Source organism: Polaromonas sp. P1_F8 (genome assembly GCF_056405635.1).
In genome coordinates this window covers 473,176-488,081 of the sequence record NZ_JBFUBS010000003.1, presented here as the reverse complement: position 1 = coordinate 488,081, position 14,906 = coordinate 473,176, and the positions used below count along the sequence as shown (strand labels likewise).

The following is a 14,906-nucleotide window of genomic DNA, read 5'->3' as shown; positions in this document are numbered from 1 at the left end:
GCCGGAGGCCGCTTCGGGGGGGAGCGTCATCATTAGCCCTGGAGCGTATTGAGTTCGTCTACGTTGATGCTGGACTTGTTGCGGAACAGCAGCACCAGGATGGCCAGGCCGATGGCCGATTCAGCCGCCGCGACGGTCAGAATGAAAAACACGAACACCTGTCCGGCCATGTCGTTCAGGTAATAAGAGAAGGCCACAAAATTCATGTTGACGGCCAGCAGCATCAGCTCGATGGCCATGAGCAGCACGATCAGGTTTTTGCGGTTCAGGAAGATGCCGATGACCGACAGCGCGAACAGCATCGCGCCCAGCGAAAGAAAATGTCCCAGGGTGAGCGTCATGCCTTCTTCTCCTCGGCGGCAGCAGGTGCCGCGGCGACAACCGGTGCGGCCACAACAGATTTCATTTTGACCAGGCTCACACGATCTGCACGCTTGACCCGGATCTGCTCTGAAGGGTTCTGGTATTTGGAGTCCTTGCGTGCACGCAAGGTCAGTGCGATGGCGGCAATGATGGCTACCAGCAGAATCACCGCGGCGACTTCCAGCGGATAGAGGTATTCGGAGTACAGCAGTTTGCCGAGCTCCTTGGTATTGGAGACCTGCGCGCCTATCTGGCCCGCGGCGGTCGCGGCCTTGGGTGGCTCACGAAAACCACCCATCAGCACGTAAGACATTTCCAGCGCGATGATGGCGCCCACGGAACCGGCCAGCGGGAAGTGCTTCCAGAAACCTTTGCGCACACTGTCAATATTGATGTCCAGCATCATCACGACAAACAGGAACAGCACCATCACGGCGCCCACATAGACCAGCACCAGCGTGATGGCCAGGAACTCAGCCTTCAGCAGGATCCAGACGGCGGATGCCTGGAAGAATGCCAGCACGAGGTATAGCGCCGCATGCACGGGGTTGCGCGCGGTAATCACCTTGAATGCTGCAAACAGCAGCACTGCGGCAAAAACATAAAAAAGACCTGTTTTAGCGTCCATGTTGTTGTGGATTCTTTCTTGAGCCAGCGGCTTGGGATTCAGCGGTACTTTGCGTCTGCCGCGCGGTTGGCGGCAATTTCGGATTCATACCGATCGCCCACGGCCAGCAGCATCTCTTTGGTGAAATACAGGTCGCCGCGCTTTTCGCCGTGGTATTCAAAGATGTGGGTCTCAACAATGGAATCGACCGGGCAGCTTTCTTCGCAGAAACCGCAGAAGATGCATTTGGTCAGGTCGATGTCGTAGCGCGAGGTGCGGCGGCTGCCGTCTTCACGCACGTCGGATTCGATGGTGATGGCCATCGCCGGGCACACCGCTTCGCAGAGCTTGCAGGCAATGCAGCGCTCTTCGCCGTTCTCATAGCGGCGCAACGCGTGCAGGCCGCGAAAACGCGGGCTCAGCGGGGTCTTTTCCTCAGGGAACTGAACCGTGATCTTGCGGCTGAACATGTACTTGCCGGTCAGGGCCATGCCCTTGAACAGCTCGGTGAGCATGAAGCTCGACGCAAAGTCTTTGATGGAAGCTACGGCACTCATGATGATTTCCTGCGCAACTGAGTCATATAAGGGGTGCTCGCGAGAGGCTCTGCCCAAGCAGGGGCCGCGGAACCGGCTTTGCCGGGCCGCAGGCGCAGCGCCCCCGCGGGGGGCAGCGCATTACACGAAGTGAAAAGCGTGGGGGCCATGATCACTTCCAGATGTTGTACGGCGTCTGCATCCAGGCGCCGACGACCACCAGCCAGACCAGGGTCACGGGAATGAAAATCTTCCAGCCCAGGCGCATGATCTGGTCATAACGAAAGCGCGGGAAGGTGGCGCGCACCCACAGGAACATGGTGACCACCACAAAAGTCTTGGCGCCGAGCCAGATCCAGCCGGGGATGAAACTCAGGGCTTCGACAGGTGGCAACCAACCGCCCAGGAACAGCAATACGGCCAGAATGGCAACAAGCCACATGTTCGCGTATTCGGCGAGGAAGAACATCGCGAAAGCCATGCCCGAGTACTCGACCATATGGCCGGCCACGATTTCGGACTCGCCTTCGACGACATCGAAGGGATGGCGGTTGGTTTCGGCCAGGCCGGAGATGAAGTACACGACAAAAATCGGCAGCAGCGGCAGCCAGTTCCAGGACAGGAAAGTCCATCCGTTGCTTGCCAGCATGCCCTTGCCCTGGCTCATCACGATGTCGGTCATGTTCAGGCTGCCGGACACCATGAGCACCACCACCAGACAGAAGCCCATGGCGATTTCATAGCTGACCATTTGCGCCGAAGCGCGCATGGCGCCGAGGAATGCGTACTTGGAGTTCGAAGCCCAGCCCGCGATGATCACGCCATAGACCTCCAGCGAGGTGATGGCCATCAGGAACAGCAGGCCGGCGTTGATGTTGGCCAGCGCGATCTCGGGTCCGAAGGGAATCACGGCCCAGGCGGCCAGGGCCGGCATGATCGTCATGATGGGACCGAGCACGAACAGGCCCTTGCTGGCCGCCGTGGGAATGATGATTTCCTTGGTCAGCAACTTGAGCGCATCGGCAATCGGCTGCAGCAGGCCAAAAGGCCCGACGCGGTTGGGCCCAAGGCGGATCTGGGTGAAGCCGATGGCCTTGCGCTCCCACAAGGTCAGGTAAGCCACGAGGCCCATCAGCGGCAGCAGCACGCAGACGATCTTGATGAGGGTCCACAACACAGGCCATACCGTGGCCGGCCAGATGCCGCCCATCAAACCCTGGCCAAACGCGAAGATTCCATCAATCATGCCGTCACTCCTTCGAGCTTGGCGGCGGCCTGGCGGGCATCCGCCGTCAGCTGCAGCGATGTGGCGCGCCTGACCAGCCCGTCGAGCTGGTAAATGCTGGCCACCGCAGGCACCTGGACGATAGCAGCCGACAGGTCGATAGCGGCCTGGGTGCTGTTGCCGAGCTTGTCCGCGGGAAGCTGCGTCGCATCAGCATCCGCGACCTGCTTGAGCACGTCCTGCGACGATTCGAAATCAAAGCCGGGCAAGCCCAGCACGTTGGCGAGCACGCGCAGCACCTTCCAGGCCGGACGGGCATCGCCCAGCGGCTTGACGACGGCGTGAAAGCTTTGCACGCGGCCCTCGGCGTTCACAAAGGTGCCGGGCGTTTCGGTGAAAGGCGCAATCGGCAGCAGCACATCGCTGAAGCCCATGTTGGCCTTGAAAGGGCTCAGCGTCACGACCATCTGTGCGGCGTTGAGCGAGGACTTGGCGCTGGCGCCGGCAGCCGAGTCAAACTCGGGTTCGTTGTTGAGCAGGATCACGGCCTTGAGCTGGCCACCCAGCATCTGACCGGCGTTCAGGCCCTTGCCCGCAGGCAAGGCGCCGGCCAATTGGGCACCCACGGTATTGGCAGCTTCCGTGAGGTAGCCCACGGTGGCGCCGGTTTGCGCAGCGATCCAGTTGGCAAGCACCAGCAGGCTGGAGGCCTTGGCGTGGTGCGCCGCGGCGTTGCCCAGCAAAATGGCTTTGCGTTCGCCACCCAGCAAGGACTTGGCGACGGCCTTGGCGGCGTCGGTGGCCTGGCCGGCGGCGGGCGCTGCGACACCCTTGCCAGCGGCAATCGCGGCGGCCACATCGGCCAGAGCCTGGGCCCAGGCTTCAGGCGCTGCCAGCAATGTGTTGGCGACGGGCATGGCCCATGCGTCGGCGCTCGCCAGTTCGGTAGCGGAATTAATGACGCTGAGTGCCCCACCCTTGCGAACCGCCTGACGTATGCGCTGCGCGAACAGTGGATGGTCCTTGCGCAGGTTGGAACCGACCACGAGCACGCGCTGCAGTTGCGACAGTGAAGCGATGGAGGTGCCCAGCCAGCGGATGGCCGACGGCGCGGTGAATTCAGCGTTGCGCAGGCGGTAATCGATGTTCTCGCTGCCGAGACCACGCATCAACGAGGCGGCGAGGTAGAGCTCTTCGAGCGTGCTGTGCGGGCTGGCCAGAGTGCCAATGCTGTTGGCACCGTAGTCGGCCTTGATTTGTTTGAGGCCGTTGGCCACGTACTCGAGCGCGGTCTGCCAGTCGACAGCCTTCCATTCGCCGCCCTGCTTGAGCATGGGGCTGGTCAGGCGTTCGTCGCCGTTGAGGGCTTCATACGAGAAGCGGTCGCGGTCGGCGATCCAGCATTCGTTGACGTCTTCATTCTCGAGCGGCACGACGCGCATGACCTTGTTGCTCTTGACCTGGACAATCAGGTTGGCACCGGTCGAGTCGTGCGGGCTGACCGACTTGCGGCGCGACAGTTCCCAGGTGCGGGCGCTGTAACGGAAAGGCTTGCTGGTCAGCGCGCCGACCGGGCAGATGTCTATCATGTTGCCGGACAGCTCGGAGTCCACCGACATACCGACGAAGGTTTCGATTTCGGCGTGCTCGCCGCGATGCGACATGCCGAGTTCCATCACGCCGGCCACTTCCTGACCGAAACGCACGCAGCGCGTGCAATGGATGCAGCGGCTCATCTCCTGCATGGAAATCAGCGGGCCCACGTCCTTGTGGAAGACGACGCGCTTTTCTTCCTCGTAGCGCGATTCGCTGCCGCCGTAACCGACGGCCAGGTCCTGCAGCTGGCATTCGCCGCCCTGATCGCAGATCGGGCAGTCCAGCGGGTGGTTGATCAGCAGGAACTCCATCACACCCTTCTGGGCCTTGATGGCTTTGTCGTTCTTGGTGCGCACGATCATGCCTTGCGTGACGGGCGTAGCGCAGGCCGGCATGGGCTTGGGCGCCTTCTCCACGTCGACCAGGCACATGCGGCAGTTGGCGGCAATGCTGAGTTTCTTGTGATAGCAGAAATGCGGAATGTAGGTGCCGGCTTTTTCGGCCGCATGCATCACCGTGCTGCCTTCAAGCACTTCCACCTTCTGACCGTCGAGTTCTATTTCAACCATATTTTTTTCTTTCCGGGACTCAGGCTTGCGCGACGGCCGAAGCCTGGGATGCAGGCGGCTGATGGGCTGGCGTCTTGATCATGGCTTCAAACTCATGGCGGAAGTGTTTGATCATGGCGCGCACCGGCATGGCCGCGGCATCGCCGAGCGCGCAGATGGTGCGGCCCTGGATGTTGTCGGCCACCGAGTTGAGCAGATCCATGTCGGTCTGCTTTCCGTGGCCGTTGTGGATACGGTCCACGACGCGCCAGAGCCAGCCCGTGCCTTCGCGGCAAGGGGTGCATTGGCCGCAGGATTCGTGCATGTAAAAGTAGGACAGGCGTTTGAGCGACTCGACCATGCAGCGGCTGTCATCCATGACGATCACCGCGCCCGAGCCCAGCATGGAGCCGGCCTTGGCAATGGAGTCGTAGTCCATGGTGCAGTCCATCATGATGGAAGCCGGCAACACAGGCGCCGACGATCCGCCGGGAATCACGGCCTTGAGTATGCGGCCCTTGCGCACGCCACCGGCGAGTTCCAGCAGCCTGGAGAACGGCGTGCCCATGGGCACTTCATAGTTGCCAGGCAATTCGACGTCACCGGACACGGAATAAATCTTGGTGCCGCCGTTGTTGGGCTTGCCGCATTCGAGGTAAGCCTGGCCGCCGTTGCGGATGATCCAGGGCACGGCCGCGAAGGTTTCGGTGTTGTTGATGGTGGTGGGCTTGCCGTAGAGGCCGAAGCTGGCCGGGAACGGCGGCTTGAAGCGCGGCTGGCCTTTTTTGCCTTCGAGCGATTCGAGCAGCGCGGTTTCTTCGCCGCAGATGTAGGCGCCGAAGCCATGCGAGGCATGGAGCTGGAAGCTGAAGCCGCTGCCGAAGATGTTGTTGCCCAGCAGGCCGGCGGCGCGCGCTTCTTCCAGGGCTTCTTCAAAGCGCTGATAGGTCGCGAAGATCTCGCCGTGGATGTAGTTGTAACCCACGCTGATGCCCATGGCGTAGGCAGCGATCGCCATGCCTTCGATCACGCTGTGCGGGTTGTACTGCATGATGTCGCGATCTTTGCAGGTGCCCGGCTCGCCTTCGTCCGAATTGCAGACCAGGTATTTCTGGCCCGGGAACTGGCGCGGCATGAAGCTCCACTTGAGCCCGGTCGGGAAACCCGCGCCGCCGCGGCCGCGCAAGCTGCCGGCCTTGACTTCGGCAATGACCTGGTCGGGCGTCATGCCCTCGCCGCCATCCTGTTTCAGGATCTTGCGCAGGGCCTGGTAGCCGCCGCGCGCTTCGTAGTCCTTGAGCCGCCAGTTGCTGCCGTTGAGGTCGGCCAGAATTTGCGGGTTGATGTGCCGGCCGTGAAAGCAGGTCTGCACGCCGGTGGCCGAGAACTGGGACAGCACGCTCTGCGCGGCTGCGCTGTTGGGAGTCAGGGGTGCGAGCGTCATGGTTGTTTTGCCTCGGCGGATTTGAGACCTTCGATGAGCTGGTCCAGCTTCTCGTTGCTCATGAAGCTGCACATGGTGAGGTCGTTGACGAGCATCACCGGAGAATCCGCGCAGGCGCCCAGGCATTCGGACTGCTGCAGCGTGAAAAGACCGTCGGCGCTGGTTTCGCCCATGGCGATGCCCAGCTTGTGCTGCAGGTGCTTGAGCGCCTTGGCGCCGTCGCGCAACTGGCAAGGCAGGTTGGTGCAGACGTTGAGCTTGTACTTGCCCACCGGGCGCTGGTTGTACATGTTGTAAAAGGTGGTGACTTCGTGCACGGCGATCGGCGCCATGCCGAGGTACTCGGCCACGACCTTCTCGCTTTCGGCGCTGACGTAGCCGTGCTCTTCCTGCAGGATGGTCAGGCAGGCCATGACGGCCGACTGTTTCTGGTCCGCGGGGTATTTGGCGACTTCGCGATCGAAGCGCGCTCTGGTTTGTTCAGAAATCATGGGGGAAACCATCCGGTTTAGCGATCAATCTCACCGAACACAATGTCCATGGTGCCGATCACGGCGACGGCGTCGGCGATCATGTGGCCGCGCGACATTTCGTCCATGGCCGCAAGGTGCGAAAACCCCGGCGGACGGATCTTCAGGCGATAGGGCTTGTTGGCGCCGTCGCTGACGATGTAGATGCCGAACTCGCCCTTGGGGTGCTCGACCGCCGCATAGGCTTCGCCTTCGGGCACGTGGAAACCTTCGGTGAAGAGCTTGAAGTGGTGAATCAGCTCTTCCATGTTGGTCTTCATGGATTCGCGGTCGGGTGCGGCAACCTTGTGGTTGCTGGTAATCACGGGACCGGGGTTGACGCGCAACCAGTCGACACACTGCTTGATGATGCGGTTGGACTGGCGCATCTCTTCGATGCGGACCAGGTAGCGGTCGTAGCAGTCGCCGGTCTTGCCGACCGGGATGTCGAAGTCCATCTTGTCGTAGACGTCGTAGGGCTGCTGCTTGCGCAGGTCCCAGGCGAAACCGGAACCGCGAAGCATGGGACCGGTAAAACCGAGATTCAGGGCACGCTCGGGCGAGACGACACCAACGCCGACGGTGCGCTGCTTCCAGATGCGGTTGTCGGTCAACAGGGTTTCGTATTCGTCGACGTAACCGGGGAACTTGTTGGTGAAGTCCTCGATGAAGTCGAGCAGCGAACCTTGGCGGTTCTCATTGAGCGCGGCGATGGCCTTGGCGTTCTTGACCTTGCTGACACGGTACTGCGGCATACTGTCGGGCAGGTCGCGGTAGACGCCGCCCGGGCGGAAGTAAGCCGCGTGCATGCGCGCGCCGGAGACGGCCTCGTACATGTCGAACAGCGCCTCGCGCTCGCGGAAGCAGTAAATCAGGATGTTCATCGCGCCGCAGTCGAAACCGTGCGCGCCCAGCCACAGCAGGTGGTTGAGCAGGCGCGTGATTTCGGCGTACATCACGCGGATGTATTGCGCGCGCACCGGCACATCGACGCCGAGCAGCTTCTCGATGGCCAGGCAGTAAGCCTGCTCGTTGGACATCATGGAGACGTAGTCCAGCCGGTCCATGTAAGGCAGCGACTGGATGTAGGTCTTGCTTTCGGCGAGCTTTTCGGTGGCACGGTGCAGCAGGCCGATGTGCGGATCGGCGCGCTGGATCACTTCGCCGTCGAGCTCCAGCACCAGTCGCAGCACGCCGTGCGCCGCGGGATGCTGTGGCCCAAAGTTGAGCGTGTAGTTTTTGATTTCAGCCATGGGGATGTCTTCTGTCGACGCTGCTTACTGCAGGCCGCCGTAGTTGTCTTCACGGATCACACGCGGAGTGATCTCACGCGGCTCGATGGTGACCGGCTGGTAAATCACGCGCTTTTGCTCAGGGTCGTAGCGCATCTCCACATGGCCCGAGGTCGGGAAGTCCTTGCGGAAAGGATGGCCGATGAACCCGTAGTCGGTCAGGATGCGGCGCAGATCGTTATGGCCTTCGAAGATGATGCCGTAGAGGTCGAAGGCCTCGCGCTCGAACCAGTTGGCGGAATTCCAGATGCCGTTGAGCGAATCCACCACGGGGAAATCGTCGTCGGGGCAGAATACCTTGAGGCGCACGCGCTGGTTGAGGCTGACCGACAGCAGGTGCGACACCACGCAGTAGCGCAGGCCGTCGTACTGACCGTCACGGTATTCGGAATAGTCGACGCCGCATAGGTCGATCAGCTGCTCGAAGCGGCAGCCCGGCGCATCGCGCAGCAGGGTAGCGGCCGCAAGGTAGTCGGCGGCGGAGACCGCAAGGGTGATTTCACCGAGCGCCGTCGCCAAGGTTTTGACCTTGTCGCCAAGGACGGCATGAATCGTTTCGACGAGTTGCTCCATGGACACGGGAGAAGAGGACATGTCTTATGCCCTCGCAATCGTGTTGGTGCGACGAATTTTCTGCTGCAGCTGGATGATGCCGTACATCAGCGCTTCAGCCGTGGGCGGGCAGCCGGGCACATACACGTCAACCGGCACGATACGGTCGCAGCCGCGAACCACGGAGTAGCTGTAGTGATAATAGCCGCCGCCATTGGCGCACGAGCCCATGGACAATACCCAGCGCGGCTCCGACATCTGGTCGTACACCTTGCGCAGGGCCGGGCCCATCTTGTTGCACAGCGTGCCGGCCACGATCATCAGGTCGGACTGGCGCGGGCTGGGTCGGAACAACATGCCGAAGCGATCCAGGTCGTAACGCGCCGCGCCCGCATGCATCATTTCGACGGCGCAACAGGCCAGGCCGAACGTCATGGGCCAGAGCGAACCCGTCTTGGCCCAGTTCACCACCGAGTCGTAACTCGTGGTCATGAAGCCTTCGTTGAAAACACCTTCAAGTGACATACCCGTACCTTTGTGGCGAGACCCGCCTGGAAAACCCTCGGGATTCTTAGCTTCTTATTCCCAGTCCAGCGCACCCTTTTTCCACTCGTAGACAAAGCCCACGACCAGAATGCCCAGGAAAATCATGACGGACCAGAAACCGGCGGGGCCGACTTCCTTGAGCGCTACGGCCCAGGGAAAAAGAAACGCGATTTCGAGGTCAAAAAGAATGAAGAGGATGGCAACCAGGTAGTAGCGCACATCGAATTTCATGCGGGCATCTTCGAAAGCCTCGAAGCCGCATTCGTAAGGGGAATTTTTTTCGCTGTCGGGGCGCACAGGGCCCAACAAACGCCCCAGAACCTGAGGCACCACACCGACACCCACACCGACCAGAATAAACAGGAGAACAGGAAGGTATTGATCGAGGTTCATCGTGGATTCAACTTCTGAAAAGCCACCTGCGCGGTTTGTTCAGCTTGCCGTTTAAGGCGACAGCATCGCCGGAGCGCTGCTGCCGATGCTTGTTCTGGTGCGGACGGCGAGACTCGAACTCGCACACCTTTCGGCACTACCCCCTCAAGATAGCGTGTCTACCAATTTCACCACGTCCGCGGTATTTAACTGCCTGGATGGCATGAGGAACCTTGCGGTTTTTGGCTTTCCAGACAGTCTTAGAGTTTACCCCGAAATATTGCTGCTCCCGACTGCGGGCAACAGCAAAATCTCGTTATTTCGTCGGGATTTGCGCAGCACCGGACGCGGCAGGCGCAGGCGGGACAGGAACTGCCGTGCCGGCACTTGCAGGCGCAGAGGTTCCCGGAATCTGGGCCGCACCGGAAGCTGCAACAGCCGGCGCCGGAGCGGTCACGGCGGCCCCCTCCAGGACGCTGGAGCTGGTGCGTGCAGGAGCATTGCCAAAGTAAGCAAGCAGCAAGGTGCAGGCAAAAAACAACGCGGCGAGAACACCGGTAGTGCGTGACAGGAAATTGGCACTGCCGCTGGCGCCAAAAAGGCTGCCCGAACCGCCGCTACCAAACGCTGCGCCCATGTCTGCGCCCTTGCCGTGCTGCACGAGGATCAGGCCAATCATGCCGAGCGCCGAAAGCATTTGCACGGCGAGGACAATGGTTAATACAACGTTCATATTTACTCCTAAATTAATAGCATTCTGCGCCCGTCAGTTGCGGGCTGCAGCAATAATTGTCAAGAAATCAGGGGCCTTGAGCGACGCGCCGCCAATCAGGCCGCCGTCGATATCGGGCTGGGCCAGCAGCGTTGCCGCGTTGGCCGCATTCATGCTGCCGCCGTACAGGATTTTCACGCGGGCAAACTGGTCGGTTGCCGCCTTCAATTGGCTGCGCAGCACCAGGTGCACAGCCTGCGCCTCTTGCGGGGTCGCTGTCTTGCCGGTACCAATCGCCCATACCGGTTCGTAGGCCACCACGATTTCGCTGATGCAGTGGCCATTGGCGTGGATTACCGCCGCGAGCTGCCGCTTCACGACTTCCTCGGTATGGCCTGCCTCACGTTCGGCCAGCGTTTCGCCAACACAAACGATGGGGGTAACACCGCAGGCCAGTGCAGATTTTGCCTTGTCGGCGACCATCGCATCAGTCTCGCCGTGATACTGGCGGCGCTCCGAGTGACCAACGATGGCGAAACGGCAACCAAATTCCTTGAGCATGGCGGCACTGACTTCACCCGTATAGGCGCCACTGGCATGAGCGGACACATCCTGCGCGCCCAGTTCAATGGCAGACAGGCCGGGTTTTGCAGCTCGCAATAGCTGAACCTGTGCCAGGTAAGGCGCGGGAACACAAACCGCCACCTCGCATGCCGGGGGGCTGGCCAGCCCGCCCGCCAGAGCATCCAGCAAGGCTGCGTTGGCCTCCAGGCCGCCGTTCATCTTCCAGTTACCAGCAATAAGCTTCTTCATGGTGTCAGTGGCCAGGTTAAGACGATTTTGCCGACATGCTGGTTGGACTCCATCAATGCATGCGCCTTGGCCGCACCAGCCGCCGCAAACGTGCTGTGAATCACCGGCTTGACAGCACCGCTCGCAAGCAGTGGCCACACCTTATTCTTCAATGCATTCGCAATGGCACTCTTGAACTCAACAGATCGCGCACGCAGGGTTGAACCGGTGATGGTCAATCGCTTGCGCAATACCAATCCCGCATTGATCTCGGACTTGACCCCACCCTGTATCGCAATGATGACCAATCGGCCATCGTCGGCAAGGCAATCAACCTCGCGCGCCACATACCCACCAGCCACCATATCGAGAATGACGTCAACACCCTTCCCGTTCGTGAGCTTTTTGACCTCTTCAGAGAAATCACTGGTTTTGTAGTTGATGGCATGGTCAGCACCTAACGCAACACAGGCAGCGCATTTTTCGTCGCTGCCGGCCGTCACCAGCACCGTGACTCCCAGGGCCTTGGCGATCTGGATGGCCGTGACGCCGATGCCGCTGGAGCCGCCCTGGATCAGCAAGGTTTCGCCCGGCTGCAGGTAAGCGCGCTCAAACACATTGCTCCAGACGGTGAAAAACGTCTCGGGCAGAGATGCCGCCTCGATGTCGCTCAGCCCTGAAGGCACCGGCAGGCACTGCCCAACCGGCGCAACACACAATTCGGCATAGCCGCCACCCGCAACCAGCGCGCAGACACGGCCACCGATTTTGAGGCCGGCTGCGGCCATGGCAACGGCATCGCCGGACACGATCACACCCGCGACTTCAAGCCCGGGGATGTCAGATGCCCCGGGCGGTACCGGGTAGTGACCCATTCGCTGAAGAACATCAGGGCGGTTGACGCCACTGGCGCTCACGCGGATCACTACCTCGCCAGAGCCTTCGATGGGCGCCGGCCGATCGGCCAGGCGCAACACCTCAGGCTTGCCGTAGGAGGTAATTTCAACAACTTTCATGGCGTATCAAGGTCATTTGAGCCGCCAGCCCTCTATACAAGAGCGCAGGCAGCTACAAAATCAATAGCAGTATTGATCAGCCCCGGTCCTGGTCCTGGGCCGGGCGGTCCAGCAGGGCCTTCATCGACAGCTTGACACGGCCTTTTTCGTCGGTTTCCAGAACCTTGACCTTGACGATCTGGCCTTCGCTCAGGTAGTCGGTGACCTTCTCGACGCGCTCGTGGGCGATCTGGCTGATGTGCAACAGGCCGTCCTTGCCGGGCAACAGGTTGATCAGAGCGCCGAAGTCCAGGATCTTGGTGACCGGGCCTTCGTACACCTTGCCGATTTCGACTTCAGCGGTGATCTCGGCGATGCGGCGCTTGGCTTCATCGGCCTTGGCGCTGTCATTCGACGCGATGGTGATGGTGCCGTCTTCTTCGATGTTGATCTGCGTGCCGGTTTCTTCGGTCAGCGCGCGGATGACGGCGCCGCCCTTGCCGATCACGTCGCGGATCTTCTCGGGATTGATCTTCATCACGTACAGGCGCGGTGCGAAGTCGGACACTTCAGCCTTGGCTTCGCCCATGGCTTCCTGCATCTTGCCCAGGATGTGCATGCGGGCTTCCTTGGCCTGGGCCAGTGCGACCTGCATGATTTCCTTGGTGATGCCCTGGATCTTGATGTCCATCTGCAGCGCGGTGATACCGAAGGTGGTACCGGCAACCTTGAAGTCCATGTCACCCAGATGATCTTCGTCACCCAGGATGTCGGTCAGCACGGCAAAACGGTTGTCTTCCTTGATCAGGCCCATGGCGATGCCGGCCACGTGGGCTTTCATCGGCACGCCGGCGTCCATCAGCGACAGGCAGCCGCCGCAAACCGAAGCCATCGACGAGGAGCCGTTGGACTCGGTGATTTCAGACACCACACGCATGGTGTACGGGAATTCTTCCTTCGTGGGCAGCACGGCGATCAGCGCGCGCTTGGCGAGGCGGCCGTGGCCGATTTCTCGGCGTTTTGGCGAGCCGACACGGCCGGTTTCGCCGGTGGCGAACGGAGGCATGTTGTAGTGCAGCATGAAGCGGTCTTCGTAGTCGCCCGACAGCGCATCGATGCGCTGCGCGTCGCGCTCGGTACCCAGCGTGGTAACGACCAGAGCCTGGGTTTCGCCGCGCGTGAAGAGGGCAGAACCGTGGGTGCGTGGCAGCACGCTGTTGCGGATTTCAATCGCGCGCACGGTGCGCGTGTCGCGGCCGTCGATACGGGGCTCGCCGGCCAGGATCTGGCTGCGGACGATCTTGGCTTCGATGTCGAACAGCATGCCTTCAACGGCCACGCCGTCGAATTCAACGCCGTCAGCCTTCAGTGCGGCCATCACGTCGGAGGTCACCACGCGGCAGGCTTGCGTACGGGCTTGCTTGGCGCGGATCTGATAAGCGGCTTGCAGCTTGGCGCCGGCGAGTTCGTTGACCTTGGCGATCAGCGGCTCGTTCTTGGCGGGGGCTTTCCAGTCCCAGACCGGCTTGCCGGCGTCGCGCACGAGTTCGTGGATCGCGTTAATGGCGATGTTGCCCTGCTCATGGCCGAACACCACGGCGCCGAGCATGATTTCTTCGGACAGTTGCTGGGCTTCGGACTCGACCATCAGCACGGCGGCTTCAGTGCCGGCCACGACGAGGTCCATCTTCGAATCCTTGAGCTGGGTCTTGCCGGGGTTCAGAACGTATTGGCCGTCGATGTAAGCAACGCGGGCGGCGCCGATGGGGCCGTTGAACGGGATGCCGGAGATCGACAAGGCGGCGCTCGAAGCGATCAGCGCGGGGATGTCGCCTTCCACTTCAGGGTTCAACGACAGCACGTGGATCACAACCTGCACTTCGTTGAAGAAGCCTTCGGGGAACAGCGGGCGAATCGGGCGGTCGATCAGGCGGGAGGTCAGCGTTTCGAATTCGCTGGGGCGGCCTTCGCGCTTGAAGAAGCTGCCCGGAATACGGCCGGCGGCGTAGGTTTTCTCAAGGTAGTCAACGGTCAGGGGGAAGAAATCCTGGCCGGGCTTGGCATCGGTCTTGGCGACGACGGTGGCCAGCACCACGGTGCCGTCCATGTCAACGATGACTGCGCCGCTGGACTGGCGTGCGACTTCGCCGGTTTCCATCGTGACCTTGTGCTGGCCCCATTGGAAAGACTTGGTGACTTTGTTGAAAATGCTCATGTTCTTATCTCCACTAAATTCACGCACTTGAGGCAGTGCGGGAGGCCCGGAGCGGCGGCTGGCTGAACACGATGCCATTCCACAAAATGCCTGGATCAGGGGTCTGACCAGGGCTTTTCTTGTGGAATGACACAGCGCGTGCTCGTTTTGCCTTGCTCCGAAGTAAAAAGCGCCTGAGCTAGTGAACTAACTCAGGCGCTTTCAAATCGTTGTTACCGATTACTTGCGCAAGCCAAGCTTGGCGATCAGCGCGGTGTAACGTTCGGCATCTTTGGACTTCAGGTAGTCCAGCAGCTTGCGGCGGCGGCTCACCATGCGCAGCAGACCGCGGCGGCCATGGTGATCCTTGGCGTTGGCCTTGAAATGGGGGGTCAGTTCGTTGATGCGGCCGGTCAGTAGCGCCACTTGAACTTCAGGGCTGCCGGTGTCGCCGGCGGCACGTGCGTTGGCCTGAACGATTTCGGCCTTGATTGATTTTGCAATCATGTTTTTTCTTTCTTGCACCGAGGTGCGCTTGCGAGCGAAGCAGCGTTCCCGACATGGGAGTGAATAAACCGCTTTCGTCGTGTTCCGGCATGAAAAAGGCCCAAAAAGAGCCTCAA

The 14,906-nt window shown here is 60.9% G+C and carries 16 protein-coding genes and 1 tRNA gene; all 17 read right to left on the bottom strand.

The window, feature by feature from the left end; translation table 11 throughout:
- Positions 1-32: 32 nt before the first annotated feature.
- The 17 genes from nuoK to rpsO all read right to left on the bottom strand — a co-directional run bounded on the left by nuoK (position 33) and on the right by rpsO (position 14,790).
- Positions 33-341, bottom strand: a complete 309-nt coding sequence (gene nuoK / locus AC1D1J_RS14190) for an NADH-quinone oxidoreductase subunit NuoK (RefSeq protein ID WP_007864437.1) — start codon at positions 339-341, stop codon at positions 33-35.
- A complete protein-coding gene (locus AC1D1J_RS14185) occupies positions 338-991 on the bottom strand; it encodes an NADH-quinone oxidoreductase subunit J (protein ID WP_477686684.1) in 654 nt (217 codons plus the stop codon). Before AC1D1J_RS14185 ends, nuoK begins: the two co-directional genes overlap by 4 nt.
- 38 nt (positions 992-1,029) lie before the next feature.
- Complete coding sequence (gene nuoI, locus AC1D1J_RS14180; protein ID WP_436155269.1) at positions 1,030-1,527, bottom strand: NADH-quinone oxidoreductase subunit NuoI; 498 nt, start codon at positions 1,525-1,527, stop codon at positions 1,030-1,032.
- 151 nt (positions 1,528-1,678) lie between these two features.
- Complete coding sequence (nuoH, locus tag AC1D1J_RS14175; protein WP_477671598.1) at positions 1,679-2,752, bottom strand: NADH-quinone oxidoreductase subunit NuoH; 1,074 nt, start codon at positions 2,750-2,752, stop codon at positions 1,679-1,681.
- Positions 2,749-4,896: an NADH-quinone oxidoreductase subunit NuoG gene (gene nuoG / locus AC1D1J_RS14170; RefSeq protein WP_477694997.1), complete on the bottom strand. Its 2,148-nt coding sequence runs from the start codon at positions 4,894-4,896 to the stop codon at positions 2,749-2,751. Before nuoG ends, nuoH begins: the two co-directional genes overlap by 4 nt.
- Before the next feature lie 19 nt (positions 4,897-4,915).
- A complete protein-coding gene (gene nuoF / locus AC1D1J_RS14165; RefSeq protein WP_477694996.1) occupies positions 4,916-6,319 on the bottom strand; it encodes an NADH-quinone oxidoreductase subunit NuoF in 1,404 nt (467 codons plus the stop codon).
- On the bottom strand, positions 6,316-6,810 hold the full coding sequence (gene nuoE, locus AC1D1J_RS14160; protein ID WP_477694995.1) for an NADH-quinone oxidoreductase subunit NuoE: 495 nt from the start codon (positions 6,808-6,810) through the stop codon (positions 6,316-6,318). Before nuoE ends, nuoF begins: the two co-directional genes overlap by 4 nt.
- Before the next feature lie 17 nt (positions 6,811-6,827).
- The gene (locus AC1D1J_RS14155) at positions 6,828-8,081 is read right to left on the bottom strand and encodes an NADH-quinone oxidoreductase subunit D (RefSeq protein WP_477694994.1); all 1,254 of its coding nucleotides are present in this window, start codon (positions 8,079-8,081) and stop codon (positions 6,828-6,830) included.
- 24 nt (positions 8,082-8,105) lie between these two features.
- Entirely contained in the window at positions 8,106-8,714 is a 609-nt protein-coding gene (locus AC1D1J_RS14150) for an NADH-quinone oxidoreductase subunit C (protein WP_477694993.1), read from the bottom strand.
- 3 nt (positions 8,715-8,717) lie between these two features.
- Positions 8,718-9,197 carry a NuoB/complex I 20 kDa subunit family protein gene (locus AC1D1J_RS14145; protein WP_007864469.1) on the bottom strand — a complete coding sequence of 160 codons (480 nt, stop codon included), beginning with the start codon at positions 9,195-9,197 and terminating at the stop codon, positions 8,718-8,720.
- Between the two features lie 54 nt (positions 9,198-9,251).
- On the bottom strand, positions 9,252-9,611 hold the full coding sequence (locus AC1D1J_RS14140; protein WP_477694992.1) for an NADH-quinone oxidoreductase subunit A: 360 nt from the start codon (positions 9,609-9,611) through the stop codon (positions 9,252-9,254).
- A 95-nt stretch (positions 9,612-9,706) separates the two neighbouring features.
- Positions 9,707-9,791, bottom strand: a tRNA-Leu gene (locus AC1D1J_RS14135).
- A gap of 115 nt (positions 9,792-9,906) precedes the next feature.
- A complete protein-coding gene (secG, locus tag AC1D1J_RS14130) occupies positions 9,907-10,323 on the bottom strand; it encodes a preprotein translocase subunit SecG (RefSeq protein ID WP_477694991.1) in 417 nt (138 codons plus the stop codon).
- Between the two features lie 33 nt (positions 10,324-10,356).
- Positions 10,357-11,115, bottom strand: a complete 759-nt coding sequence (gene tpiA, locus AC1D1J_RS14125) for a triose-phosphate isomerase (protein WP_477694990.1) — start codon at positions 11,113-11,115, stop codon at positions 10,357-10,359.
- Positions 11,112-12,110, bottom strand: coding sequence for an NAD(P)H-quinone oxidoreductase (locus tag AC1D1J_RS14120; RefSeq protein ID WP_477694989.1), 999 nt, complete (start codon positions 12,108-12,110; stop codon positions 11,112-11,114). Before AC1D1J_RS14120 ends, tpiA begins: the two co-directional genes overlap by 4 nt.
- Before the next feature lie 76 nt (positions 12,111-12,186).
- Positions 12,187-14,304, bottom strand: coding sequence for a polyribonucleotide nucleotidyltransferase (gene pnp / locus AC1D1J_RS14115; protein ID WP_477686677.1), 2,118 nt, complete (start codon positions 14,302-14,304; stop codon positions 12,187-12,189).
- A 219-nt stretch (positions 14,305-14,523) separates the two neighbouring features.
- Positions 14,524-14,790: a 30S ribosomal protein S15 gene (gene rpsO, locus AC1D1J_RS14110; RefSeq protein WP_348046953.1), complete on the bottom strand. Its 267-nt coding sequence runs from the start codon at positions 14,788-14,790 to the stop codon at positions 14,524-14,526.
- Positions 14,791-14,906 lie beyond the last annotated feature (116 nt).

Bases quoted from the DNA above. Each gene is read 5' to 3' on its own strand.
- AC1D1J_RS14140 (WP_477694992.1), bottom strand. From the start codon at position 9,611: ATGAACCTCGATCAATACCTTCCTGTTCTCCTGTTTATTCTGGTCGGT.
- AC1D1J_RS14150 (WP_477694993.1), bottom strand. From the start codon at position 8,714: ATGTCCTCTTCTCCCGTGTCCATGGAGCAACTCGTCGAAACGATTCAT.
- nuoE (WP_477694995.1), bottom strand. From the start codon at position 6,810: ATGATTTCTGAACAAACCAGAGCGCGCTTCGATCGCGAAGTCGCCAAA.
- tpiA (WP_477694990.1), bottom strand. From the start codon at position 11,115: ATGAAGAAGCTTATTGCTGGTAACTGGAAGATGAACGGCGGCCTGGAG.
- nuoG (WP_477694997.1), bottom strand. From the start codon at position 4,896: ATGGTTGAAATAGAACTCGACGGTCAGAAGGTGGAAGTGCTTGAAGGC.
- nuoI (WP_436155269.1), bottom strand. From the start codon at position 1,527: ATGAGTGCCGTAGCTTCCATCAAAGACTTTGCGTCGAGCTTCATGCTC.
- rpsO (WP_348046953.1), bottom strand. From the start codon at position 14,790: ATGATTGCAAAATCAATCAAGGCCGAAATCGTTCAGGCCAACGCACGT.
- AC1D1J_RS14120 (WP_477694989.1), bottom strand. From the start codon at position 12,110: ATGAAAGTTGTTGAAATTACCTCCTACGGCAAGCCTGAGGTGTTGCGC.
- nuoF (WP_477694996.1), bottom strand. From the start codon at position 6,319: ATGACGCTCGCACCCCTGACTCCCAACAGCGCAGCCGCGCAGAGCGTG.
- AC1D1J_RS14145 (WP_007864469.1), bottom strand. From the start codon at position 9,197: ATGTCACTTGAAGGTGTTTTCAACGAAGGCTTCATGACCACGAGTTAC.
- secG (WP_477694991.1), bottom strand. From the start codon at position 10,323: ATGAACGTTGTATTAACCATTGTCCTCGCCGTGCAAATGCTTTCGGCG.
- AC1D1J_RS14185 (WP_477686684.1), bottom strand. From the start codon at position 991: ATGGACGCTAAAACAGGTCTTTTTTATGTTTTTGCCGCAGTGCTGCTG.
- pnp (WP_477686677.1), bottom strand. From the start codon at position 14,304: ATGAGCATTTTCAACAAAGTCACCAAGTCTTTCCAATGGGGCCAGCAC.
- AC1D1J_RS14155 (WP_477694994.1), bottom strand. From the start codon at position 8,081: ATGGCTGAAATCAAAAACTACACGCTCAACTTTGGGCCACAGCATCCC.
- nuoK (WP_007864437.1), bottom strand. From the start codon at position 341: ATGACGCTCACCCTGGGACATTTTCTTTCGCTGGGCGCGATGCTGTTC.
- nuoH (WP_477671598.1), bottom strand. From the start codon at position 2,752: ATGATTGATGGAATCTTCGCGTTTGGCCAGGGTTTGATGGGCGGCATC.